Consider the following 24,632-nt stretch of genomic DNA (forward strand, 5'->3'; position numbering starts at 1 on the left):
GCGTAGTCACTTCGTGTCCTCCCAGACAATTTCGCCGCCGACCATGACCCGCTTCACCCGCGACGCGGGGTCGAGCACATCGCCGTCGAGGAAGATCAGGTCGGCGTCCTTGCCCTTTTCGATCGTGCCCAGGCGCGAATCCAACCCGACGAATCGGGCCTGATTCAACGTCAGGGCCTTGATGGCGATGTTGCGGGGCAGCCCGGCGCGAACCACATCCGCCGTCGTGGCCCGGAAGTTCCTCATCGAGACCGAGGCGTCCGACGGAGGCACAAAGGTGATGTCACAGCCGTTCGCCGCCAGTTCGGCCGGCAGGTTGAAGCGAATGGTGGTTTCCGCAATGGAGCTGATGAAGGGCTCGACCAACAGCGGGGTTTTTCGCTCCGCAAGAAGCGGCAGCACGTAGTGCAGATCGTTGGATTGCGAACGCACGCCCACGTACATCCTGACCGGAAGGTTCGGCTCCTCCTTGAGTACGTCGAAGGCGTGGAGCACGTCCGACGCGCTGGACACTTCCAGCACAAGCGGGTGCGCGGCCTTCTTTTCGATCAGGTTCATCAGCGGTTCGTGCGACTTGTCAATCGCCGGAGGCGTGAACTGCGCAGGCGTGGCGGGCGGCGCCGGCGGCTGCTGGCCCGGCTGCGGCTGGGGCGGCTGCTGCGTTGGCGCCGCACCGCTTCCTGCTCCGCCGCTGCCTCCACCCCCCGTGCCGCCGCTCTGTCCCCCCTGCTGCTGCTGTTGTTGTTGTTGCTGTTCGGCGCGGCGTTTCTCTTCCCATTCCTGTCTGGCCTTGGCGACCTTGGCGATCTCCTCCTTGGCCTTGCGGATGGCGCCGCGCAGCACCGGCTTGTCCGTGCCGGTATTCGACATGGTGACGCGCAGGTAGGCGTCCTTCTGCAAGAGACGGCTCTCCCTGGGACCGGCGGTGCGGTAGACCGCCGACATGCCGGGCAGCCCCGTGCCCGCCGGCATCAGGCACACGGATGTAAAGCCGTGGCGCAGGTGCTCGGAGAAGTCGATCTCATCGAGATACAACTCGTCGTTCACATGCCAGTCGGTGTGGACGCCGCTGCGGGTGTACCCCGGCAGGCCGGCGCGGCTGCGCAGGTGAATCATGCCGGGCATCACCGTCTGGCGGCGTGCGTCGATGACCGTGGCCGCCGCGGGGTACTCGAGGTTGCGCCCCACCAGCCGGACCTTGCCATCGACGATCACGATCTCGCCGTCGGTGATCTCCTCGCCAGAGACGGTGATGATCCTGCCCGCCTTGATGACGGTGAACTGCTCGTCGGCCTGCGCCGTCGCCGTGGATGCAAGGCACGCCAGCGCGATCGCCGCGGCGGCTCCTGCGGCACGGTCAAACCATCGCGTGACGGGCGAAGGACGGCGGGTCAGCGTGTTCGTATGCGTCGTCATCGTCACCTCTCAGAACCGGCGGATGGCTCCGCGCGAGTCGTGAACGATCCTGCCGTTGATGACCGTGATCCAGCAGGTGGATCGGGGGTCGATCGGGTCGCCGCTCCAGATGCCGAAATCAGCGTCCTTGCCCGGCTCGATCGAGCCGACCCGGTCATCGACCATCAGCGCGATGGAGTTGGTGCGCGTCACGCCCCGCAGCGCGTTGTAGGGCAGCCACCCGTACCAGCATCCCATGGCCGCCTGGTACGACAGCTCCTCCTGCGGGATGACGGGAGAGTCGGTATTCACGCCGACGTGCTTCACGCCCGACTTCCACCACTGTGCGATGAGACCGAACAGACGGCGCTGCGTGCGGTCGTAGTGGTACACGCGGGGGCCGGTAATGGTCTCGACGTTGCCGGTCTCCAGCAGGAATGGCGTCGTCTTCCAGCCGTCGAACTCGCTGTGGTCGAGCACGGTCTTGATGCCGAGCTTTCTCGCCAGCATGTCGATCGTCGTGAGCACCACCTGGTACTGCTGCGTGTGGACGGAGGCGATGAACTCCTGGCGGAACAGCCCGCGAAAGTCGTCATAGGCGGTGTTGATGGCGGGCTTGACCGTGGTTTCACCCTTCTCGAACGCCTCCCACGCCTCGTGGTAGCGTTTGGCCGCCTCCAGGGTCTGGCGGGTGTTGTAGTTCATCATGGCGCGGCCCACGCCCCACCAGTAGCGCTCCGGGTTGCCGGCCTGGGCGATCTTGATCGAGCCGGGGTACTTGAGCACAGACTCGTCCGTTCGACCGCCGGTGAATTTGACCAGCGTGCCGAAGCCGCTCATGTTCGTGCCGCTGCCGGGGATGAGCAGCGCGGTGGTCACGCCGCCTGCCCTGGCGCGCTTGATGTTCTCGTTCTCGGTGTCCACCGCATCCAGTGTGCGCAGCCCCGGGTTGGTCAGGTACACGTAGTCGTGCAGGTCGCCACTGTCGGCGGCGATGTGGTTGTGGCCCTCCACCAGGCCGGGAACCAGCCAGCAGTCCGGCATTTCGATGACCGCGGCGCCCTGAGGCGTCGTGAAACCGGCCGCCTTGGTCACCTGCTCGATCTTTCCACCCCTGACCACCACCACGGCGTTGTTGATGACCGTGTCCTTGTCGTCCATCGTGACGACCTTGCCCACACGGTAGACGGTGACGTCCGACGCGTGCGCGGCGGCGCAGACCGCTGCGGCGAACAACGCGCCTCCCGCCGTCCACGACATCCATCCAGCCACGCGCTTCATGGCGTCAACTCCTTTCCGCCCACGATGACGTGCTTCACCCGGCTGGCCGCGTCGAACGGATGGCCGGTGTAGATCACCAGGTCGGCGTCGCGCCCCGCGGCGATGGAGCCGATGCGGTGATCGAGTTTGAACATTCGCGCGGCGTCAATCGTCAACGACGCCAGCGCCGCCTCCGCGCTCATGCCCTGCTCCACCGCGTACAGCCCCAGGCGCGGCAGCAGACGCGCCCCATCCTCGGCGTCGCTCTGAAACGCCACGGGAATGCCCAGTCGGTTCAGTTCGTGCGGCTGGTGATATGGGCGGTTGCTCTCCTGCCGAACAACCTGCGTCGGCGCGATCACCCCGACGCCCTTGGCGACCAGCCGCTCATGCTGGCGGGCGGCGTTTTCCGCGCCGCGCAGGACCACCGCCAGACCGTGTTCGTCGCACAGCACGTCGAGCACGGCGTCAATCTCCTGCGTGGTGCCGGCGTCCACGATCACCGGCATCTTCTTTTCCAGCACCGCCTTCCACGGCTCGAGGGCTTCATCCACCGCGGGGGGCAGCGGTCGGCCGTCCCTGCCGGCGGTGGCGCGGCGCACGCGCTCCACGCGGAACTCCACCGGACCCTTATCCACTCGTCGGGCCTCGAAGTTGACGCTGAACATCTGCACGGAGATCGTGCCGCGCATCACATCCGGCTCAACCAGGTCGGCCTGCCACTGAGGCGTGCCCATGCCGCCCGTATCGGCCTCGATGGTGCCGCGCAGTTTCGTGCCTTCCAGCGTGCCGATGATGCGCACCTCTGTCGGGGGCACGGGATCGATGATGCGGGCTTCGACGTTCGCGCCGGTCAGTCGGAACGCCACCTTGCCCTCGAACTCCCGTGGCAACGGACCGCCGAACACCCGCGCCTGCCATGTGCCCGAGACAGGATCGACGCTGGGCGTCTGCGTCACCACTTCCTCGGCGGGCCGGGTCGCCGCAGGCATCTGCCCGCTGGCGCGCTTCTGCTCCCACTCGGCCAGATCCTTCTCGTACTTCTGCCACGTTTCAAGGTAGCGTTTAGCGGCGGTGATGCGGCCGTTGAGCCGACCGGGAATGGCCTTGGCGTCGCTGCCGCGCACGCTCAGCACCACGCCCGCCGTGGGCGCCACGATGCGGTCCTGCCGACCTTCGCCGTAGGTGCGGATCGCCGCCACCTGCGAGCCGTTGTTGTCAAAAGCGTATGGTGCGGTCACCACCGTGGTGACGCCGGCCTTGGCGACGCGCGTCGCCTCCAACGTGGGAGCACCGACCAGCGGCGTGAGCGACAGGTTGGCGGGCAGCGCGCCGCGGTCGCCCTCAAGCCCCAGGTGGCCGAACGCATCGATCATGCCGGGAGCAATGAACCCGTCCGGACCGGCGTCGATCACCCTCGCCCCCACCGGGTGCGGCACGCGCTTCCCCACCGCGGTGATACGACCATCCTCCACGAGCACAGCGCCATCCCTGAGCCAGTTGTCGGGACCGAGCCAGATGGTTCCGCCGCGCACCACCATCGCAGGCGGAGGCGTGCGCTTGTAGACAAGTTTCCCCCGCGTGTAGACGCGCTCGACGTGGGATGTGACCTCCAGCGGGTGCCCGGTGTACGCCACCAGGTCCGCCTCGAGCCCCACCGCCAGCGAACCGACGCGGTCGCCCACGCCCAGAATCTCGGCGGGAATGCGCGTCAGCGAGGCCAGCACCTGCTGTTCACTCAGACCGGACCGTCGCGCCGCAGCGCCGGCCAGGCGAAGATCGGTCACGGGCAGATCTGGCGACAACCCGAGGGCGAAGGTGACGCCGGCAAGCCGCGCGAGGTTGCGGTCATCGCCCGCCAGTGCGAATGGGTCGTTGCCAAGGTTTGACTGCGTGGAGCGGAGCGGGGCGTCGATCGTATAGACGAGCCGCGTGCCCGTGGCGGCCAGCTGGGACGCCGCCTGCGCCGCTTCAATTCCACCGACGATGTAGCCGGTTCGTTTCTGTCCGCTGAGAAAGGCCGCCGCATTGATGACGTCCTCGGCGCGCTGTGCGTGGATGCGCAGGGGGCTCTGCTGATTCCACGCCTCGCGGAACATCGACAGGTGAACGTTGCCTCGCCCTTCCTTCGATTCCGCTGCCGCCAGGGCCTCGCGGATCGCCAGCAACTGACCGGCGCGCGAGAAGGGCCGCTGCGGCTGCTGCGGCGTGACGCCCCGGTCGCCGGACGGGGGAATCAGGAACGTCTGCAGATCGGGCGGGCCGAGTGCGTCCGCCACCAGGTTGATCGTCAGGTCGGATGCCGAGGACAGCACACGCTCATCGTGATACCCCCCCAGCCGCACCACCGCGCCGCGCCCCGCCACCAGACGGTGCCAGCCGGGGTTGACATGGATGGTGGTGACTCCGGTCGCCAGGATGTCGCGGTAATCGCCATATCGATCGAACGAATCCACCGCGTGGTACGCGCCGGACACGGCTTCATCGCCGGCGTGCGTTCCCGCCCAATCACCGGAGGCGGCGACCAGCCCGGGTGCGACCACCGCGTCGGGCAGGTCGATGACGCGCAGATCTGGCGGAATCGGAACGTCCGACCCGATGGCGACGATTCGCCCGTCGCGCACCACGATCACGCCATTTTCGATGACCTCCGGCAACCCCTTGGCGACCGGAAGAATGCGCCCCGCGCGCAGCACGAATGAATCGTGCTCGCCCGCCGAGGCGCCGAATGACGCCGAGGTCGCCAATGCGACCGCCAGGATCACAGCGGCGCATCGTCTCATCGTGTTCCCCCTGCGTGGTTGGCGCTGGCGTCGTTGCCGGCGGGGTCGCCGCCGCCACCACCCTGACCGCCATCTCCTGAGCCGGGGCGGCCCGGTCGCCCGCCGGGACGTCCTTCCCCGCCTCCCGCACCGCCGGGACGCGCCTCACTCGCCGGTTGACCTGGCGGCGTCGCGGCTTCGTTCCTGGGCTTGGCGGCTTCGGCGGCTTCCTTCGCCTTCTGCTCCACTTCCAGCAGTTTCCTGAGGCGCGGGTCACGGGCGCGGTCATAGGCCAGGATGCCGTCGATGTAAACCAGTTCGACCCACGAGTTGAAGTCCAGCGGGTCGCCGCTCATCACCACGATGTTGGCCGTCTTGCCGACTTCGAGCGAACCAAGTCGGCTGTCCAGTCCCATCATCCTGGCGGGATTGAGCGTAATGGCCTTGAGCGCCACGTCGCGTGGAATGCCGTTGCGCACGCACAGGGCGGCCTGGTAGTTCAGATACCGCTCGGCCATGGAGCCGGAGGGGTTTGTCTGCAGCGCGAAGAGCAGACCGGCTTCATGAATCTTCGACGGTACAAACACTTCGGTGATCTCGCCGGTCTCCGGATCACGGTCGCGGTGGTAGAGGTTTTCATCCAGCACCACGGGACGGCCCGCGGACTTCAGTTCGCTCATGGCGCGATACCCGGTCACGCCCAGAACGAGAACGGTCCTGTCGAGGAACCCCTGCTCCTTCGCCATGCGGATGGCCGGCGCCACGTCGTTGGGGTTGCCGCACCAGATCCACGCGCCCAGGTCGCCGCGGCGGAGCCGGACCAGATTCCGGTGGGCGTCGTCGTAATCCTCGTCGCGCAGCATCGGTCTGCCGCGCTCCGCCGCCACGGCGGGCGTCACGTCAAGCGGCTTGTTGTCCTTCTTGAGCGACTCCTCGTACTTCGTCTCCGCCAGCCGCGTGAGGTAGTCGTCCAGTTCGAACCACGTTTCCCGGAAGGTCGCCATCTGCCGCATCGGGTCGAAGCCGGAGCGGGGCGTGATGGACATCTTCAGCGCCACGTCGGGCGCCACCGTCATCTCGTCAATGGTCAGGCCGATTGGCCGCAGCGCGCGGCTGACGGCGCCGATCACGGTGTTGTTGGCCTGAATGGCGTGAACCGTGGTCACGCCGTCGCGCAGTGAATCCTCGAAGAAGGCCCGCGAGGGGTCGATGGCGTCATAGACGTCCAGGAACGGCGCCACGGGCAGTTGCTCGTTCTGCACGTCCATGCCGCGCGCGTCGTGCGGGTTGATCATGCCGGGCATGAGCACCTTGCCCGACACGTCCACTTCCATGTAGTCATAGGGGATCTCGATGCCCTTGCCGATGGCGACGATGCGGCCGCGATCGATCAGGATCACGCCCGACTCGATCTCCTCGCCCACGACGGGGATGATGCGTCCGCCGGTGAGGGCCACCTTGTCAGGCGGTGCGGCGTGGGCCCCCGCCGCCAGGAGCGTCGTGACGCAGACGATCGTCCGCCAGCCGACCCGTTTGAACCGACTCATCATGCTCTCCTCCTGCATCCGTGCGCTGATCACTGGCCGCTCCTTGCCTGGGTTGCACCGGACCACGCGACCTCGCCTCCCACAATGACCTGGATCGGCGAAGAAGTGGCCTCGAACGGCGCTCCGCTCCAGACCACCAGGTCGGCCCGCTTGCCCTTTTCGATGGTGCCCACGCTGTCCGCGATGCCGAGGATGCGGGCGGGCGTGCGCGTCACCGCCTGCAGGGCCTCTTCGGTCGTCAGACCGGCGCGGATGGCGTACATCGCCTGGCGGGCCAGACCATCCTCCTCGCGGAGATCCTGGGCGGTAATCGCCGTCTCGACGCCCGCATCCAGCAACTGCCGGATGGCGGACAGTTTCGCCTCGCGTGTTTCGGGCGTGCGGGCTCGAGCGCCGCTGGGCTGGTCATAGATCGGCCCGTAGATGACTTTCATGTCGCGGCTGGCCAGGTCATCGAGGCAGCGATACGCCTCGGTGGCCTCGACGAGCGTGAAGGTGAAGCCGAACTCCTCGGCCAGCCGGATGCCGGTGAGAATGTCGCGCTGCGTGCGGGCCAGAATGCGAAGCGGAATCTCGCCCTCGCGCACCTTGGTGACGACTTCCAGCGCCTCGTTGCTGGCGGTATCGGCCCCGTCGGGCTTGCCGCCGGAGGCCAGCAGCTCCGCGTCATGGAAGGCCTTGCGGAAGACGAAGCCCAGCCCCATGCGTGAGTTGGGCCGCCGCGTGCGGGCCGTGACGCTGAACCGCGACGGCGTGCCGTTGCCGCCTCCCACGCGGTAGGTGTCGGCGCTGATGGTGGCCTGCACCGGCCCGGCGTCGTTCACCACGCGCTGCGCCAACGGACCGGCGGTGCGCACAATCGCCCCGCGCGGACCGATGACCGCCGCCGTGTCCGGCGCCGCGAAGACCGTCGTGACCCCCCCGCGCACCAGTCGATCGAAGTCAGGCGAGCGCAGGTTGAGAGCATCCGCCACGAAGGTGTGCGGCACCACTTCGGACGACGCTTCGGTCGTCGTACCGAACCCGGCCAGACCCGAGGCGAAGAGTGAAGGATCATCCGCGTTCGTCAGCCCGCAGATCGGGCACACGTCGCCCGGCTCGATGTCATCGTGCGAGTCGGCGAAGGCGCACGACGCATAGCCGTCGCAGAGCAGGCAGATGAGTGCGCCGCCGTGCGTGTTGCTGTGGTAGATGTACTGAAAGATGCCGCGACGATTCTCCGGCGACGAAACCGCGTCCGACGGCTCCAGCAGCGCGTTGGCGTCGATCAATCCGGGGGTCACCGAGCCATCGGGCGCGTCAATCACCCGCGCCCCGGCGGGAACCGGCAGGTCGCGTCCGACCTGCTGGATCACCCCGTCGCGAACGATCACCACGCCCTTCTCAATCACCTCGCCCGTGGCGGTGTGGACTCGTCCGGCGCGAATCACCAGATCCTGCGCCTCGGCGCACGGGGAGCCCGACAGGCACAGAGCGGCCAGCACCCCGCCGCCCACCATCGAACGTCGAACGCCGACAGCCGCAAGTCCTCTAGTTCTCATGGGTCGCTCCGATCACCTTGTCCTCATGGTGTGCGTGAGAGGCGGCGTACACGCGCCGCCCGCCGACCCACACCTCCATCACGCGAGCATCCGGACGCAGCGGATCGCCTGAAAACAGGACGAAGTCCGCTTCCTTCCCCTCCGCAATGCTCCCCAGGCGATCCGACACACCCGCGATCGCGGCGGCGTTGACGGTCAGCGCCTTTCGCGCCGTCGCGGCGTCCAGCCCGTTGCGGACCGCCAGCCAGGCGGAACGGCGGATCGAGCCGGGGTCATCCGCCGCCGCCGCGCCGGAGAACGCCAGGTTCACCTTCGCCTCCGCGAGTCGGCGGGCGCCCGACAGGATCACGTCGCCCATCTCATAGGAATACGGTCCGACGACGCAGGACATGCCTGAGCCGGCGAGATGCTCCGCCGCGTCCCGCATCTCCTGGGTGTGGATGACGGTGGTCGGCGTCCGGTACGTGCCCAGCAGCGACACCGCCGCCGCCACATCCGCGCCGGTTTCGCAGCGGACGAGCGCCGGGAGACGCCCCCCGGCGAGTTCGCGCAGCCGAGCCGGAGCGTCGTCGCCGCCCTCACGGGCCGAGACCAGCAGTCGGCGCAGCATCGCCATGGCGCCGGCGCGAGATGACGGCTCCCGTGCCACGCTGTAGGCGCTGTTCGCCAGCACCAGCGACAGCGCCCCATCCTGCTTGAGCACGTCAGGCGCGGCGCTTGCCGACCAGGTGCGAACCGTCGAAGCCATGCCGCTCACCACGTTGCTGGGTCGTGGCGTCACCATGACGGCGGTGACGCCCTCGCGCAGCGCCCGGACCAGCGCGGGGGAATCGGCGGCCCAGCCGGCGACGGGGAAGAAATCGGCATCGATCACCGTGCGCCGCTCCTCGCCCAGGTCAGGCACGCCCAGCGATGAATCCAGGGCGATCAGTCCCGGCGAGAGCACCAGATCGGGACGACGAACCACGTTCGCACCGTCGCGCACGCCCGCCCCGTCGGCGACGCGCGTCATGCGCCCGTCGCGGATCGTCACCGCCACGTTGTCGCGCAGCGAGCCGTCGGGCATGACGGCGCGGCCAACGATGAGCGTCTGCTCCTGCGCTGTCGCGCCGATCGTGGCGCACGCCAGGATCGTCACGGCGACCGAACGACTCATCCTTTGTTTCAGCCATCGCGTCACGACGAGCCCTCCTTCGCCGCCGGCTGACGCCACGCGATCGAGCCGTTGATGTAGACCAGTTCCACCTTCGATGACGGGTCGAGCGGGTCGCCGCTCCACAGCACGAGGTCGGCTTCGCGCCCGGGCGTCAGGCGACCCGTGCGCTCCCCGAGTTCCAGCAGGTCCGCCGCGGCGCCCGTGAGCAGGGAAATCGCGTCGGCGTGCCCGGCGGCGTTGGCGGCGTGCTGGGCCATCGCCAGCAGGAATCGTCCGGCGGACCCCGCGTCGCGCCCGCTGCCGAGATACCACGACAGCCCCTGGTGGGCCGCGGATGCCGCCGCCCGGCTCAGGCGATCGCCCAGTCCATCGGCCGTTCGATCGCGCGAGGCCGCGTGATCGAACACCACGCTGGCGCCGGCGTTGTCAATCGCGGCGGCGACCAGGTCGGCTTCCGCGGCGCCCTCGATAATCAGCCGCAGGTTGAACTCCTGCGCCAGCTCGATGGCGTTGAGGATGTCCTCCTGCCGGGTCGCGTACACGCGGACGGGCATCTCGCGATCGATGGCCTTGAGAATCATTTCGGCGCCGGCGTCGCGGCGCGGCTTCTGGGGCTTTCTGAGTTCCTCATTTCCCCCCTGAGCGCCTGTACCGGCCTGTCCGCCGCCGGGTTGACCGCCTCGCGGACCAGCGCCGGGCGGACCCCCGCCTCCCGGCGGACGGGGTGGATCCTGCATGACGCCCGAACCGCCTTGTCCACTTCCGCCGCCCGTTCCGCCCGCCCCGGTCGAGCCACCCGGGCCGCCGGCCTGAGCGGGGTTGGCGGCACGCTCCTTGATCTTCTTCTCGTAGTCCTCGAGTTCGGACTCGTACGTCTCCAGGGATTCGCGATAGGTTCTGGCCGCCTTGAGCCGCTTGCGCAGGGCGTCAAGCATCTGCAGCCGTTGCAGGGCTGACGCCCCGGAGCCCATGTTCACGCACAGGGCGGCGTGCTCGACGGCGACTTCGCCGAAGGTGTCATCCGGTCCCGGCGTGAAGCGCACCACCGCCCCCACGCCCGTGACGCCCCGTTCTCCCCGCGCGGGGAGATAGACCGTCGTCACCCCCTGTGACAGCGCGGAGCGAATGGCCCGCGTGTCGAACCGATCAAAGGCGTCGGCGGCGAAGTGCATGCCGTCGCTTCCGCCCGACGCATTGCTGCCCAGCGAACCAAGCGCGTCGATCAGGCCGGGCGTGACCGTCTTGCCCGAGCCGTCCACCCGTGCCGCCCGATCCGGCACGGCCACGCTCGAACCAACAGCAACCAGCCGCCCGTCGCGGATGACGACTGTTCCACGCTCGATGACCGTCCCGTCGCCCACCACGATGCGGACGTTCTCAATGGCCACCGTCTGGGGACGGAACAGCTGCGCCCCAACCGTGCCAGCCACCGAGGCAATCGCCGCCGCGACCATGCCCCGCAGCCCGGCGACAAGATGCCGCCGCGAGTGATGGCGATTCTTCATGATGATTGTTCGCACTCCCATCCAGAACCTGCTCGTTCCATCGATCCCGATCCGCGCTCCGTCGTCGGATACGTCGCCAGACGGCGACAACCCCCGTGCCACGGAGGCCGCGGGTTATACGGGCACATCGTCAAAACGTTGTACCCGCGCTCGATGGGAGTCGGCAAATCAATTCCGAAGATGCCGCCTGCGCTGGATCAATCCGAAGTGAAGATGGGCAAGAGCATCACACGCACGGGCTCTGGCTGCTCGACCCAGCCAGCTCATCCGTAACGCTCCGGCGGCTTGATACGTCGTTGCCCCGGCGTCCTCGCAAGCCGCCATCCCCCCATCCTCTCACCCTTCATCCATCATCCACCCATAGCGTCCAGCACCTGCTGCCGGTAATGCTCGTCGGGCCTTGTGTGGATGCGAGCAACCGCCTTGTCGGAGAGAAACCGCGGCCCGCCAAGGACATGCGTGCCCGCCAGAATCCGAGCCGCCTTGACCGCCATCGCGGTCGTCTGCGCCACCTGCGTCTCTGTCCCGCCCAGCGCGATGAACCCGTGATTCTGAAGATACACCGACTTCGGCGGCTCTCCGTGGCTGCGGATGAACTCCCGCAGTCGGGTGTGAATCTCCCTGGCCAGAGGGACACCCGGATCAACATACGGCACCAGCAGCGGACGAGGTCCGCACAGGACGATCTCGTCCGGGAAGAGCCGCCCGGCGAGGGCTTGCTCAAACCCGTGAGAACAGATGATCGCGTTGATCGCGGTCGGGTGCGTGTGCCCGACGAAGTTCACGCCGGGCATGGACAGCAACACCGCGTGCATGAGCGTCTCAACCGAGGGGCGCGGCTCCGGCCCGCCATCCACCTTCGCCTTCGCGAGCCGGCGTCGGATCGACTCGTCGTCCATCGGTCCTTCCGACAGCAGCGAAAGGACGTGATCGAACGCCACTTCAACAAAGGAACGTTCCGTCGCCGAACGAAGTTCCGCCCCGCTGACCGTCACCAGAAACGTTCGCTCATCCACCCGCGCCGAGACGTTGCCTTCGCCGAGAATCGCATAGTCCAGCGCCGGGTCGCCCAGGCGGTTGGCGAGTCGGACGAGTTGAACGAGACGGTCTTCATTCATGCCGATGGCTCTCCAGGCGCGGGCTTGACCTCGCGGGGATGGTACGTGATGGGATCGAACGAGCGTGCCACCATGTGACGCACATCCGCCAAGCCGGACACTTCGCCCATCGCCATCGCCTGAACCAGGATGTTCCCCACCGCCGTCGCCTCGTGCGGACCGACGACAACGGGTCGCCCCAGTGCTTCCGCCGTCATCTGGTTGAGCAGGCGATTGCGTCCCCCGCCGCCGACAAGATGGATGACGTCGATCCGTTCGCCGGTCAGTGATTCGACCTGATCCACCGTTCGCCGGTACTCCCGCGCCAGCGACGCCAGGCAGGTGCGAACGACCTCTCCGGGCGTGCGCGGCGTGGGCTGTCCGCTCGACCGGGCGAGTTCCGCGATCCGCCCTGGCATGTCTCCCGGCTCAAACAGCGCCGGTTCATTGATGTCGATCAGGGCGTGAAACGGCGCCGCCTCCTCCGCCAGGCGGGTCAACTGGTCGTACGCGAAGTGACGACCCTCGCGCTCCCACTGTCGTCGGCACTCCTGCACCAGCCAGAGCCCGACCAGATTGCGATGGAAGCGAATGGCGTCTTCCCGGCGTCGACCAGTCCCGACGCCTCGTTCGTTCGTGAATCCCGCCGCACGCGCCTGGCCCGAAAGAAGGGGCGAGTTCCGCTCCACGCCCAGCAGTGACCACGTACCGCTGGACAGATACGCCCAGGCGGTCACCCCGGCGGGCGCCGGCGCCGCGGCCACGGCGCACGCCGTGTCATGCCCGGCCGGCATCACCACCAGCACGTCGCGCGGCAGATTCGTGCGCTCGACAATCTCACGGTGAAGCGGTCCCACCACCGTGCCGGGCGGCGCGATCTCTCCCAGCATGTGCCGAGGCAGCCGCAGTTGATCAAGCAGTTCCAGAGCCCACGCGCCGGTCACCGGGTCCACCATCTGGCTCGTCGAAGCGATGGTGGCCTCGTTGAGCGACGGCTTGCCCGCCCGATCCGCCAGCAGATGGTGGAACAGGTCAGGCATGAAGAGCAGACGATCCGCCCGTTCCAGCATCTCCGGCGCGCGGCGGCTCAGCCCCTCCAGCTGAAACAGCGAGTTGATCGCCATCGGCTGCGCGCCGGTCGTGCGGTAGATGTCATCGACGTTCAGCGCGTGACTCACGCGATCGAACGCCTCCCGATGCCGCGGATCACGGTAGCAGTGCGGCAAGCCCAGCAGTTCACCCGCACGGTCGATCAGCGCGAAATCGACGCCCCACGTATCCACGCCGACCGATCGAACGACGACCCCACGCTCATGCGCCCACGCCGCTGACCGTGACAGCCCCTCGAGGATCGAACGCCACATCCCCGGCACATCCCAGTGGACGCCTCCGGGCGACGTGATGGACGGCGTTTCAAACCGATGCGCCTCCGTCACCGTGACGCGTCCATCCTCCAGCACGCCGACGACGACACGTCCGGACTCGGCGCCAAGATCAATCGCAATGTGGGCGGCTGCGGGCATGCGTCACGGCTCTGGTGTTGACAATCACCACGATAACCCGGATAACACGTTCCACGCCAGTCCCGCGCCGGAGGCGTGCGTCGAGTGGAGGGGTCGCCCTGAACGTTTCGCTCTTCATTCCGTGCCACGTGGACCAGTTCTTCCCGCAGGTGGGGATGAACGTCGCCGCTGTTCTCGCCCGGCTGGGGCACGTCGTCCGGTTCCCTTCCGGCCAGACGTGCTGCGGCCAGCCGGCGTGGTCATCCGGCTTCCGCGACCAGGCGCGGGCCGTGGGCGAGCACTTCCTCAAGGTGTTTCGCGGCTCGGAGGCCATCGTCGCTCCTTCTGGTTCCTGTGCCGCGATGGTGCGAGCGTTCTACCCCGAACTCTTCGACGGAACGCCGCGAGCCGGGGAGGCGAAGTCCATCGCGTCGCGCACCTTCGAGTTCTCCCAGTTCCTCGTGGACCAACTGCATGTCACGGATGTGGGCGCCAGTTTTCATCACCGCGTCACGTTCCACGACGGCTGCCACGGGCTGCGTGAACTGGGCATCCGCGATCAGCCGCGCGCCCTGCTGAAGTCCGTCAAGGGGCTCGAACTGGTCGAGATGGACGAGGCCCAGACCTGCTGCGGCTTCGGCGGCGCGTTCTCCATCAACTTCGGTGCGGCGTCAACGGCCATGGCGGAAGTCAAGGTCGAGTCCGCCCGCGCCACCAGGGCCGAGTTCGTCGTCGCCGCCGATCCCACGTGCCTCATGCAGATCGGCGGGCTGTCATCACGGCGCATGGCGGGCATCCGGTGTCTTCACCTGGCGGAGGTCCTGGCCCGCACATGAAGACCATCAACCTGCCCCAGTTCAACGCCTTCGCCGCCGACCAGGCCGCCGACCGCGACCGCCGCGCGTTCGTGCGCCAGTCGCTGAACGGCTACGCCGAGGTCCGCCGCGGCACGGAGTCTCGTTTCGCCGACCACGAAGCCGCGCGCACTCTTGCCTCGCACATCAAGTGGCACGCCGTCGAGCACCTTGATGAACACCTGTCGCAGTTCGCCTCGAAACTGGAAGCCCGCGGCGCAACCGTCTTCTGGGCCGAGGACGCCCACGCCGCGCAGGACTACATCCTCGGGCTGCTCAACAAGTTGCACGCCAAGGTCATCGTCAAGAGCAAGACCATGACCTCGGAGGAGATTCACCTCAACGAACTCCTCGAGCGCAAGGGCTTCGAGGTGATTGAGTCCGACCTGGGCGACTTCATCGTCCAGCTGCGCCGGGAGAGCGCCTCGCACTTCGTCTTCCCCGCGATGCACCTGCGGCGTGACGAGATCGGCCGGACCTTCGAGGACCGCCTCGGCGAGCGCGCCGGCACCCACCCTGAGGCGCTCACCATGGTCGCCCGCCGCGTACTGCGGGAGAAGTTCCTCAAGGCCGACGTGGGGATCACCGGGGCCAACTTCGCCATCGCTGAAACGGGCATGATCTCGATCACCGAGAACGAGGGCAACGCCCGGCTGACATTCTCCCTGCCGCGCGTGCATATCGCCATCGTGGGCGTCGAGAAGGTGCTGCCGCGCGTCAGCGATCTCGCGCTCTTCCTGCCCATGCTCGCCGCCGCGGGCACGGGGCAGCACCTGACGGGCTACAACTCGCTCATCGCCGGTCCGCGCCGCCCGGGCGAGACGGACGGGCCGGAGCAGATGCACGTCATCCTGCTCGACAACGGCCGCACCAACCTGCTGGCCGATCCCGTCGAGCGCGACGCCCTGCGCTGCATCCGCTGCGGCGCGTGCCTGAACGTCTGCCCCGTCTTCCGCACCGTGGGAGGCCATGCCTATGGCTCCACGTACCAGGGTCCGATCGGCTCGGTCATCACGCCGCACATGCGCAACATGCAGGAGTGGCGGCATCTCGCCCACGCCTCCTCGCTGTGCGGGGCATGCACCGCCACCTGCCCGATCCGCATCGACCTGCATCATCACCTGCTGCGCACCCGCGCCCTTGGCGCAGCGCACGCGGGCTTCCGTGAGCGGCTGGGCATGAAGCTCTTCACCCTGGTGATGACGCGGCCGCGGCTGTACCGAATCGCCTCGCGCCTCGCCCGCATCGGCCACGTGCTGGGCAAGCCGCTGCGGGGCACTCGCTTCGACCCGCTGCGCGCGTGGCGCGTCACGCGCGATTTTCCCGATCCTGCGAAGAAGACATTCCGGTCCATGTGGGGGAGACGCGGATGAGCGCCCGCGACGCCATCCTGCAGCGCATCCGCCGAGCGCTCTCGAAGCCCGCCGTCGGTCATGGGGTTCCCGATCCGGACGCGCCGCTGCCGGATATGGCTGCGTTGCGCTCGGCTCTCCCCCCCGTGCCCGCCACGCGTGAGGGCCAGATTCAGCTCTTCGCCCGCCACTGCCAGCAGCTCCGCGCCTCGCTGGTGAAGGCCAACGACTTCGCCGCCGCCGCCGCATACATCCGTCGCCTCGCCCAGGAGGAACACTGGAAGCGGCTCGCCACGCACGCGGGGAAGCTCACCGACCCGATCGTCGCCTCCGCCGGCCTGCCCGTGCTGCGGACGAGCGAGCCGTACGTCGCCGAGGAACTCGCCCAATGCGACGCGGGCGTCACCGAGTGCGAGGCCCTCATCGCGCAGACCGGCAGCGTGCTGGCCTCCTCGGCCCGGTGCGGCGGGCGCGCCCTCTCCGTCCTGCCTCCGCACCACATCGTGCTGGCCACGCTCGATCAACTGCTGCCCGACCTGACCGCGGGCTACGAGCACCTCGCCCGCACCTACAAGAACAACCCGCCCACGTGGGCCGGGCTCATCACCGGCCCCAGCCGCACCGGCGACATTGAGCGGATTCTCGTACTGGGGGCGCATGGGCCGAAGCGGCTCACCATCATCGTCGTGAACGAACCCGCGTAACTTCAGCCGACGCGATGTGGTTGGCCAGATCGAGAATTCGAGCCGCGACCGTCAGGGAGCGGTCCGATGGACGGGTAACCAGACCGCTCCCTCACGGTTGCGGCTCACTTCAAACTTCAGCTCCATCATGGTCGCGGCTCGCACTGATCCGTGCGAACGCCTCGACCACCGCCCCGCTGCAACCCAACCACCCACCACCCGTACACCGTGCATCGCGCGACCACTTCGCCCCGCGCGGCACCGCTCAGAAGGATCAGGCCATGAATTCGCGCCCCCCGCGCTCCACTCCTCACCCCGCCACCCGCCTCACCCGCCGCGACTTCGTGCGCACCGGCGCGACCGCCGCCGCCGCGCTCGCCGTGCCGGCGCTGGCCGCGTCGCCCCTCTTTGCGTCACCCCGCCGCGCCGCCGGGCTGCGCATCCTGATCCTCGGCGGCACCAGTTTCCTCGGCCCCGCCGTCATCGAGTCCGCCCTGTCGCGCGGGCACACCATCACCACCTTCAACCGCGGCATCACCGAAACCCGCAAGGGCGACCGCTTCCCGGATGTCGAAAAACTCCGCGGCGACCGCGACCCTGACAAGGGCGAGGGGCTGAAGGCCCTCGCCGGGCGCCAGTGGGACGCCGTCGTCGATACCTCCGGCTACTACCCGCGCCTGGTCAAGGCCTCCGCCGAACTGCTTGCGCCGAATGTCAAGCAGTATGTCTTCATCTCCAGCGTCAGCGCGTACCGCGACACCGACAAGCCCAACTCCGATGAAACCGCCCCCGTGGCCGTCATCGACGACCCCACCGTCGAGAACATGGGCCCCGGCATGGCCTACTACGGGGCGCTCAAGCATCTCTGCGAGCAGGCCGCCGAAGCCGCCATGCCCGGCCGCGTCACCAACATCCGCCCCGGCTACATCGTCGGCCCCGGCGACGGCACCGACCGCTACACCTACTGGCCCGTCCGCGTGCAGCAGGGCGGCGAAGTGCTCGCCCCCGGCGCGCCCAGCGACCCCATCCAGATCATCGACGTGCGTGATCTCGGTCAGTGGATCGTCCACATGATCGAAAAGAACAGCACCGGGCTGTTCAACGCCGTCGGCCCCGCCGAGACGCTCACCATCGGCGCCGCGCTCGAATCCGCCGTCCGCGTCTCCAGGAGCGATGCGAAGTTGACGTGGGTGCCCGCCGACTTCCTTGAAGCCAACCCCGATCCCACCGGGCAGGGCGGCTACCTGCCCATCTGGCTGCCCCCCGCGGGCCAGTACGCCGGCTTCCACACCTGGAGCAACGCCCGGGCCGTCAAGCACGGGCTGACCTTCCGCTCCATCGACGACATCAACCGCTCCCTCATCGAGTGGTGGCCAGGCGAGGTGACCCGCCGCGTCGAAGCCACGGAACAGATCATCCAGGAAGCACGCGACAAGGGCGAAGAGCCCCCCCGCCTGGCCGACCCCAGGCAACTCCGCGCCGGGCTGAAACCCGAGCGCGAGAAGGAACTGCTGCAACGCTGGCGCGAGCGGCAGCGAACCGGCTGACGGCCGCGCCGCACGCCCGGACGCGCTGGGCATGACAGCCGCGGCATGCCGCCCTGTGGCGCACCGCGGCTCCGCGAGCCGTGCCACGTGGAGAAGCCGCTGCCGCCACGCAGGTGCTGCGGCCGGGTCCGGATCCCGACACCCACGACACCCGGCGCCGCCGCCGCACCGACCAGCACGATCACGCACCACGGAGCATCCGGACGAGATGCTCCCGCCAGGAATGCCGGGCATCGCACCGGATGTCGTTCCGTTCACGCTCTCCCTCTGCGAACGCGCCATCGTTCCACCGCACTCGTCCATCGCGGCGAAAGGGCACGCGAGCGCTCCCCCGCACCGCCCCGCCACGGCCGGGCACGCGGCCAATGCTGGCACGCACCGGCTCAACCCGCCGCCGCCCTGCGTGAATGCGGCCAGACACCACGGCATCGACAGGGCAGATTGATTCGAGTGGCCACACGCGGCTCCAGTGTTTCACCACGCGGCTGGCGCGGGTGACCACGCGCCTTCCGTGGGCGCGCCCGCGGTTTCCGGGGGCGCCCACGGGCTTCGCGGAATGTCCCACGCGGGCCGCGTTGGCGCCCACGCGGGCAAGGTGTGACCTCTCGCGGGGCGCGGGGGCGCACGCGAAGCGATGTCCGCCCGATTTCACTCAAGCCGCGCTCTCGCTGAGCCGATCGCGGTTGACATCGGCCCGTGCCGCGCGGGCCGGGGCGCGCCCTTCTCTGTTGATCGGCGCGCGTTGGGTCGTGATGGCGCCTCGCGCGGCCGCGCTGCGTTGGTGATCGTTCACGGCGGCGTGTTCATCGCGCCACGGGGCGGAGGCATTGCATGAGTCAGGCGCCCATCGCAATCACGCAGACCGGCGATTACATTCCGCGCAAGGATGCCCTGTTCCGCGACTGGGCCGCCAACTTCGCCGCGCTGGTGCAGGATGACCCCGAGGAGCTGGGCATCTCGCCGGCCAAGGCGGAGCACATCCGGGTGCTGACGGAGCGCTTCGCCGAGGCCCTCGAGAGGGCGGTGCAGCCGAGCAAGCGCACGACCACGGCCGTGCGTCACAAGAACGACACGCGGCGGGAGCTGGAGCGGCTGCTGCGGACCTACGCGCAGCAGATCAAGAACCTGGCGGGCATCGGTCCGGGGCTGCTGAGCGAGCTGGGGCTGCACGTGGATGACCCCCACCGCTCGCCGGTTCGGCCTCCGCGGACCTCGCCGATCCTGCGGCTGCCGGGCGGCGGCGCTCCCGGCGAGCACATCATCCTGTACGCCGACACGCTGGCGCCATGCGCGCGGCGCAAGCCGCGGGGCGCGGCGTATATTCAGATCTACGCGGTGGTGGCGGACCGGATCGTGCCGGATGTGCGCTTCGCGCATCACGTGGGCGACTTCTCGCGCGTGCCGATCCGCGTGTCGTGGCCCGTGAGCGAGGCGGGGCGCACGGCCACGTACTTCGGCCGCTGGTGCAACCGCAAGGGCGAGCACGGCCCGTGGGGGCTGCCGATGTCGAGCATCATCACGGGCGCGGGCAGCCGTCGTGAGGCGGCCGCCCCGCCGCTGCAGCCGACGCTGCGCGTGCCGGTGATGGCGGTGCGGCGGCAGTCGCGGCAGGCGGCGTGAAAGACGCCGGGCGGGCGCGACGGTTCTGCGGTGCGCCGCGGCTCTGTGAGCCGTGCGGTCCGGCCGCAGGCGGGACTCTCCCGCAGTTCGCACGGCCGAGACGGCCGTGGCACACTGGTGATGAATGGGGCACGATCCTCGGTGTGCCACGGCTCCGTGAGCCGTGCGATCCGACCGCAGGCGGGACTCTCCCGCAGTTCGCACGGCCGAGACGGCCGTGGCACACCGAGACATCGCACGGCCATGAGGCGCGAATCTCGGCAGCGTGCTCACCACCCCAGCCCGTGCTCGTCGAGCATGGCCCGCAGGTCGTTCAGCCGCCAGACGAGGATCGTCTCCTCCAGCGTGAGCACGATGAGCATCGAGCCGTCCGGGCTGAAGCGCAGGTCGGGCACGCCGTACTGCTCGGGGTTGGGGAGCGCGGCCAGGGGGACGACAGCGCCGGGCGCCGCGTGCGGGTTGCCGCGCGGCTGCGTCCCTTCCGCTGACGGCTGATGGCTGACGGCTGACGGCCGCCCCCCCAGCAGCACCACCTCGTGCGGCGGCACGGTGTGGGCGATGAGCGGCCCGTCGGGCGACGCGGCGGCGCCGCCGGCGACGTTGGGCAGCCGCGGCTCGTAGCGGGCAAGTTCGCGCGGCATGGTCCAGTCGGCGGAGTCGTAGACCAGCAAGCGCCCGGCGGTGGCGATGAGCAGCCGCGAGCCATCAGGCGTGAAGCCGCCGCGCACGCTGGTCTGGTCGATGGTGAGCAGCGGGAGGCCGGTGGCGGTGTCCAGCACGGCGGCGGGCGGTCCGTGCCAGGCGCCGATGAAGAGCCAGCGGCCTGCGGGGTCGAGGTGAGGGCGCTCGCCGCCGGCGATGGTCGGTGACGCAGGGATGAGAGGCGTCGTCTCGCCCGTGTCAACGTTGAGGCGGAGGAGATCGCGTCCGCTGAGGATGACGACGCGGCCAGGGGCGTGGTCGTGGGTGATCCAGGCGCTGGCGGCGCCGCGCCAGAGGATGCGGGGGGCGGGTGGCGGCGAGGCGCGTGATTCAAGCGGCGCGTCAACGCGTCCATTGCTTCCGCCTGTGGTGAGCATGTCGGCGTCCCATACGCACAGTTCGCCGGAGACGATGGCGGCGATTCTCGGTGATCGTCCGCGCGCGTCGTGGTGGACACTGGTCTCTCGATCACCGTCGAGCCACAGCACGCTGCGGGCCGGCTGCGTGGCGAGCATGCGCCGCGACCAGTCGGCGGTGTCCCAGATGGTCAGTCCGCATCGCCCGGAAACAAGCAGGAAACGACCATCCCCAGAGAACGCGGCGGTGGCCTCCGCGCCGAGCGGGCCGGGAGCGGTGAGGGTCGTGCATGGCGAATCATCCACGAGCGACAGCACGCTGACGTGGTCGGCGGTGGACAGAACCAGGCGGCGGCCATCGAAGCCCTGCAGCGCGGCCCCGACGACGGGGGCGAAGAGCTGGCGGCCGGTGCGCCAGTTCCACACGCGCACCGCGCCGTCCCACCCGCCCGTGACGGCCAGGTCGCCGGCGAGGATCACCTCGGCCACGGTGGCGCGGTGTCCGTCCATGGCGGGCAGCGACTGCCAGGTCGTCGTGTCCCAGCGGTGGATGCGGCCGTCCGACCCGCCGGCGGCGAGCACGGCTCCATCCGGACTGAAGCACGGGGACCGCAGGATGACCGGGCTGTCGATGGCGGCGACCATCTCACCGGTATCCAGCCGCAGCACGTGCAGCACGCGACCGCCGGAACGTGAACCGACGAGCAGCGAGCCGTCGGGGCTGAGGGCGAGCCATCCCGGCTCGCCGTCGAACGATGCGGACGCGAACGTCTCGCCGGATGGGAGACGGCGGAAGTCCACGCGACCGGAGGTGTCGATGAGGGCGACCCAGGGGCGGCCTGCATCGTCCTGTCCGAGCAGGAAGTCCCCGCGCGAGGTGGGCGAGGCGAGCCGCAGCACCGGCTCATCGTCGCCGAGACGCCAGATGACGACGGCGCCGGAGCCGCCTGCCGCGTAGCCCGCGCCGAGGTACGCCCCATCCGGGCTGAAGCGCCAGCGCGCGGGAGGAATGTTGCCGGCGCGGAGTGAAGCGATCTCGCGGCCTGTGGTTGCGTCCTCGATGCGGATGACGCCGTCGTCGCCGATGATCGCGAGACGGTCGATGGTGGTCAGCCCGCGCACGGAAATGGCGGCGGCGGGGCGCTGGCCCAGGGTCTGAAAATCGGAGAGCGTGAGGGCGGCGATGGCCTCGGTGCGGAGGTCCGCATCCATGCGGATGTCGGCGGCCTTGCGCAATGATTCGACCGCAGCGAAGCGTCGTCCCACGCCGTCCCCGGTGCGGATGGCGCGGGCCTCGCTCAGGTACGAATCACGCAGCAGCACCGCGGCGCGGGCGTTGGCGCTGCGGGCCTGCACGAACAGCGACCAGCCGACGACTGACGAGGCGGTGAGCAGCAGCAGAAACCCCGCCGCCACGGACAACGCCACGCGGTGGCGGCGGACCGTCTTGCCCAGCACGTACCACGCGCTGTCGCCCCGGGCGGCGACGGGCTGGCCCGTGAGCAGCCGCCGCACGTCGGCGGCGAGCTCGGCCATCGAGGCATAGCGGCGCTCGCGATCCTTGGCCATGGCGCGCTGGATGATGGCGTTGGCCTCGGCGCGAATGGCGCGGTCAAGCGAGCGGAGCGGCGGCGGATCGTGCTCGCGGATCAGGCGCACCGCCTCGGGCAGTGAGATGCCATGCACGTCATAGGGCGGCGTCCCGCTGAGGAGTTGATAGAGCAGCACGCCCATGGCGTAGATGTCGGAGCGTGTGTCGATAATCGCGGCATCACCGGCCACCTGCTCAGGGCTCATGTAGGCGAGCGTGCCCACGAGGTGCCCCTGCTGGGTGTGGGCGCGGGTGAAGTCCGGGTCGTGGTCAATGAGCCGCGCCACGCCGAAATCCAGCAACGTGGGGCGCACGGCGGCGAGCCGCGCCGTGGTATCGTCCGTCGTGAACGCGGCTCCGTCTTCGCCCGCAGGCGGGGCGGCGTCGTCAATCGCCACGAGAATGTTGTCGGGCTTGAGGTCGCGGTGAATGACCCCGTGCTGGTGCGCGTGCTGCAGCGCGTCGCAGACCCGCGCGAAGAGGGTGAGCCGGTCGCGGACGGACAGGGGCGGCCACGTCGTGCCGTCGCCCAGCGCGAACTCAACGAGGTTGGGGCCCTCGATGTACTCGAGCGCCAGGAACGGCTGCTTCACGACGACGGAGCCGCCGCTCGCGTCGGTCATGGTGGCGTCGGCGACTCCCGCCTCGAAGATGCGCGCGATGCCCGGATGCCGCAACCGGGCGAGGATGCGGGCCTCGTACTCGAAGCGCCGGGCGGCGTCGCCCGCGGCGAACTCACGCCGCAGCAGTTTGATCGCCACCGTGCGGCGCGGGTGGTCCTGCTGGGCGAGGTAGACCACGCCGAAGCCGCCCTCGCCCAGGGGTCGCAGGATGCGGTAGCCGCCCACACTGATGGGCCGCAGCCCGGACTCGGACGGACGCATGGCCGTTTCGACCACGCTTCGCACCGCGGTGCGGAAGGGCTGCGCCGGCTCGATGCCGCCGGATGCGTCGTGTTGGAGTAGATCCTGCACGGCGCGGCGCAGGTCGTCATCATCGGCGCACCGGGCGGCGACGAAGGCGTCGCGCTCGACGGGCTCACACCGCAGCGCGGCATGAAAGATCGTTTCAACCTGCCGAAACCGCTCGGGCGTCATGGCGTGCGCGGCCTCCCCGCGCCGGGCGGTGCGTCACCCTCCGCCAGTTCCTTCGCCAGCCAGGCGCGGGCGAAACGCCAGTCCGCTTCGGCGGTGGAGAGCGAGACGCCCAGCACGTCCGCCGCCTCCTCCATCGTCATGCCGGCGAAGAATCGCATCTCAACCAGACGGGCCTTGCGTTCGTCGAGTGCCTGGAGTCGCTCGATGGCTTCGTGCAGCTCCAGCGCCTCCACACCGTTCGACGGCTGCGGAACCAACGCCGGGTCCAGCCCCAGCATCGTGCGGCCGCCCCCCCGCTTCTCGGCCTTGTGCGCCAGCGCGTGGTTGACCAGCGTGTTTCGCATGGCCTTGGCGGCGACCGCCAGAAAGTGCGCTCGACTCCGCCAGTCGGGCTGCGCCCCTCGGATCAACCGCACATACGCCTCGTGCACCAGCGCGGTGGGTTGAAGGGTGTGGCCCGGGCGTTCCTCCCGCAGGTAGGCGGCCGCCAGACGACGCAACTCGTCGTAGACGATGGGCAGCAGGGCGTCCGCCGCGCTGCGGCTGCCGGCGTGCATCTGTTCGAGCAACTGGGTGGCATCGTGCGGTTGGCTCATGCATCACTCCCGCCCAGGACGCCTTGGCATGGATGGCCGATCATAGGGAATCGCCACGTTTTTTCAGTTCAAACCAAGGGCGGCGACGTGTTTCCCTGCTGATGAGGGCATGAGAGACCCTCGACCAACGCAGCCGGATGACCGCCCGAACGAACAGGCCGCATCCACGCGCATCATCGTGCATGGCGAGCCGACCGTCGCACTGTGCATCGCCCGCGACCACACGGACGTGACGGTGCTGCTTCTCGTCCGCGATTGGCAGGCCGTGGACCGGGCCCGCGACGCCGCCCATGCAGCGGGCGTGGCGGATCGGCTCTCGGTGCGCCACCAGAGCGCAGCGGCGGCGCTCGGGCTGACGGCTCCGCTGGTTGGGTCTTCCGTCACCAGGCCGCAACCGCGGGCCGGCGGCATCACGAAACGCGCTTGACAATCCTCGCAATTTTCCCGGAGCATCTCCATGAGCACCACC

The 24,632-nt window shown here is 69.0% G+C and carries 17 protein-coding genes; 6 read left to right on the top strand and 11 right to left on the bottom strand.

All coding sequences use genetic code 11. The features are described 5' to 3' along the window. Nucleotides 1–6: 6 nt before the first annotated feature. From HRU76_14140 to HRU76_14180, 9 genes are all read right to left on the bottom strand, one after another. A complete protein-coding gene (locus HRU76_14140) occupies nt 7–1,416 on the bottom strand; it encodes an amidohydrolase family protein (protein QOJ18652.1) in 1,410 nt (469 codons plus the stop codon). Nucleotides 1,417–1,425: 9 nt separating this feature from the next. Continuing rightward, nucleotides 1,426–2,676: an amidohydrolase family protein gene (locus HRU76_14145; protein ID QOJ18653.1), complete on the bottom strand. Its 1,251-nt coding sequence runs from the start codon at nt 2,674–2,676 to the stop codon at nt 1,426–1,428. Further along, entirely contained in the window at nt 2,673–5,438 is a 2,766-nt protein-coding gene (locus HRU76_14150; GenBank protein QOJ18654.1) for an amidohydrolase family protein, read from the bottom strand. Before HRU76_14150 ends, HRU76_14145 begins: the two co-directional genes overlap by 4 nt. Next, nucleotides 5,435–6,967, bottom strand: a complete 1,533-nt coding sequence (locus tag HRU76_14155; GenBank protein QOJ18655.1) for an amidohydrolase family protein — start codon at nt 6,965–6,967, stop codon at nt 5,435–5,437. Before HRU76_14155 ends, HRU76_14150 begins: the two co-directional genes overlap by 4 nt. A 26-nt stretch (nt 6,968–6,993) precedes the next feature. Next, nucleotides 6,994–8,505 carry an amidohydrolase family protein gene (locus HRU76_14160; protein QOJ18656.1) on the bottom strand — a complete coding sequence of 504 codons (1,512 nt, stop codon included), beginning with the start codon at nt 8,503–8,505 and terminating at the stop codon, nt 6,994–6,996. After that, nucleotides 8,495–9,661, bottom strand: coding sequence for an amidohydrolase family protein (locus HRU76_14165; protein ID QOJ18657.1), 1,167 nt, complete (start codon nt 9,659–9,661; stop codon nt 8,495–8,497). Before HRU76_14165 ends, HRU76_14160 begins: the two co-directional genes overlap by 11 nt. 20 nt (nt 9,662–9,681) lie before the next feature. Beyond that, on the bottom strand, nt 9,682–11,166 hold the full coding sequence (locus HRU76_14170) for an amidohydrolase family protein (protein ID QOJ18658.1): 1,485 nt from the start codon (nt 11,164–11,166) through the stop codon (nt 9,682–9,684). A 350-nt stretch (nt 11,167–11,516) separates the two neighbouring features. Further along, entirely contained in the window at nt 11,517–12,284 is a 768-nt protein-coding gene (locus tag HRU76_14175; protein ID QOJ18659.1) for a class II aldolase/adducin family protein, read from the bottom strand. After that, nucleotides 12,281–13,786, bottom strand: a complete 1,506-nt coding sequence (locus HRU76_14180) for a rhamnulokinase (GenBank protein QOJ18660.1) — start codon at nt 13,784–13,786, stop codon at nt 12,281–12,283. The genes HRU76_14175 and HRU76_14180 overlap by 4 nt, the downstream gene beginning before the upstream one ends. Before the next feature lie 98 nt (nt 13,787–13,884). On the opposite strand from HRU76_14180, the gene HRU76_14185 reads away from it, so the two are divergent. From HRU76_14185 to HRU76_14205, 5 genes are all read left to right on the top strand, one after another. Next, nucleotides 13,885–14,601 (top strand): (Fe-S)-binding protein, encoded by a 717-nt coding sequence (locus HRU76_14185; protein ID QOJ19201.1) that lies wholly within the window; start codon nt 13,885–13,887, stop codon nt 14,599–14,601. Beyond that, a complete protein-coding gene (locus HRU76_14190) occupies nt 14,598–15,992 on the top strand; it encodes an iron-sulfur cluster-binding protein (protein ID QOJ18661.1) in 1,395 nt (464 codons plus the stop codon). Before HRU76_14185 ends, HRU76_14190 begins: the two co-directional genes overlap by 4 nt. Further along, the gene (locus tag HRU76_14195; protein QOJ18662.1) at nt 15,989–16,675 is read left to right on the top strand and encodes an LUD domain-containing protein; all 687 of its coding nucleotides are present in this window, start codon (nt 15,989–15,991) and stop codon (nt 16,673–16,675) included. The genes HRU76_14190 and HRU76_14195 overlap by 4 nt, the downstream gene beginning before the upstream one ends. A gap of 260 nt (nt 16,676–16,935) precedes the next feature. Further along, nucleotides 16,936–18,201, top strand: coding sequence for an NAD-dependent epimerase/dehydratase family protein (locus HRU76_14200; protein QOJ18663.1), 1,266 nt, complete (start codon nt 16,936–16,938; stop codon nt 18,199–18,201). 831 nt (nt 18,202–19,032) lie between these two features. Beyond that, entirely contained in the window at nt 19,033–19,821 is a 789-nt protein-coding gene (locus HRU76_14205; GenBank protein ID QOJ18664.1) for a hypothetical protein, read from the top strand. A 269-nt stretch (nt 19,822–20,090) separates the two neighbouring features. On the opposite strand, the gene HRU76_14210 is transcribed toward HRU76_14205, so the two are convergent. Further along, a complete protein-coding gene (locus HRU76_14210; GenBank protein ID QOJ18665.1) occupies nt 20,091–23,567 on the bottom strand; it encodes a protein kinase in 3,477 nt (1,158 codons plus the stop codon). Next, entirely contained in the window at nt 23,564–24,163 is a 600-nt protein-coding gene (locus HRU76_14215) for a sigma-70 family RNA polymerase sigma factor (GenBank protein QOJ18666.1), read from the bottom strand. The genes HRU76_14210 and HRU76_14215 overlap by 4 nt, the downstream gene beginning before the upstream one ends. 109 nt (nt 24,164–24,272) lie before the next feature. Here HRU76_14215 and HRU76_14220 point away from each other — a divergent pair, with 109 nt between their 5' ends. Next, complete coding sequence (locus HRU76_14220; GenBank protein QOJ18667.1) at nt 24,273–24,590, top strand: hypothetical protein; 318 nt, start codon at nt 24,273–24,275, stop codon at nt 24,588–24,590. The last annotated feature ends 42 nt before the right edge of the window (nt 24,591–24,632 follow it).

Source organism: Phycisphaeraceae bacterium (assembly GCA_015709595.1).
In the GTDB taxonomy this organism is placed as follows: Bacteria; Planctomycetota; Phycisphaerae; order Phycisphaerales; family SM1A02; genus CAADGA01.

Coding starts and splice junctions, on each gene's coding strand:
- HRU76_14140 (QOJ18652.1), bottom strand. CDS start 1,416: ATGACGACGCATACGAACACGCTGACCCGCCGTCCTTCGCCCGTCACG.
- HRU76_14145 (QOJ18653.1), bottom strand. CDS start 2,676: ATGAAGCGCGTGGCTGGATGGATGTCGTGGACGGCGGGAGGCGCGTTG.
- HRU76_14150 (QOJ18654.1), bottom strand. CDS start 5,438: ATGAGACGATGCGCCGCTGTGATCCTGGCGGTCGCATTGGCGACCTCG.
- HRU76_14155 (QOJ18655.1), bottom strand. CDS start 6,967: ATGATGAGTCGGTTCAAACGGGTCGGCTGGCGGACGATCGTCTGCGTC.
- HRU76_14160 (QOJ18656.1), bottom strand. CDS start 8,505: ATGAGAACTAGAGGACTTGCGGCTGTCGGCGTTCGACGTTCGATGGTG.
- HRU76_14165 (QOJ18657.1), bottom strand. CDS start 9,661: ATGAGTCGTTCGGTCGCCGTGACGATCCTGGCGTGCGCCACGATCGGC.
- HRU76_14170 (QOJ18658.1), bottom strand. CDS start 11,166: ATGAAGAATCGCCATCACTCGCGGCGGCATCTTGTCGCCGGGCTGCGG.
- HRU76_14175 (QOJ18659.1), bottom strand. CDS start 12,284: ATGAATGAAGACCGTCTCGTTCAACTCGTCCGACTCGCCAACCGCCTG.
- HRU76_14180 (QOJ18660.1), bottom strand. CDS start 13,786: ATGCCCGCAGCCGCCCACATTGCGATTGATCTTGGCGCCGAGTCCGGA.
- HRU76_14190 (QOJ18661.1), top strand. CDS start 14,598: ATGAAGACCATCAACCTGCCCCAGTTCAACGCCTTCGCCGCCGACCAG.
- HRU76_14195 (QOJ18662.1), top strand. CDS start 15,989: ATGAGCGCCCGCGACGCCATCCTGCAGCGCATCCGCCGAGCGCTCTCG.
- HRU76_14200 (QOJ18663.1), top strand. CDS start 16,936: ATGAATTCGCGCCCCCCGCGCTCCACTCCTCACCCCGCCACCCGCCTC.
- HRU76_14205 (QOJ18664.1), top strand. CDS start 19,033: ATGAGTCAGGCGCCCATCGCAATCACGCAGACCGGCGATTACATTCCG.
- HRU76_14210 (QOJ18665.1), bottom strand. CDS start 23,567: ATGACGCCCGAGCGGTTTCGGCAGGTTGAAACGATCTTTCATGCCGCG.
- HRU76_14215 (QOJ18666.1), bottom strand. CDS start 24,163: ATGAGCCAACCGCACGATGCCACCCAGTTGCTCGAACAGATGCACGCC.
- HRU76_14220 (QOJ18667.1), top strand. CDS start 24,273: ATGAGAGACCCTCGACCAACGCAGCCGGATGACCGCCCGAACGAACAG.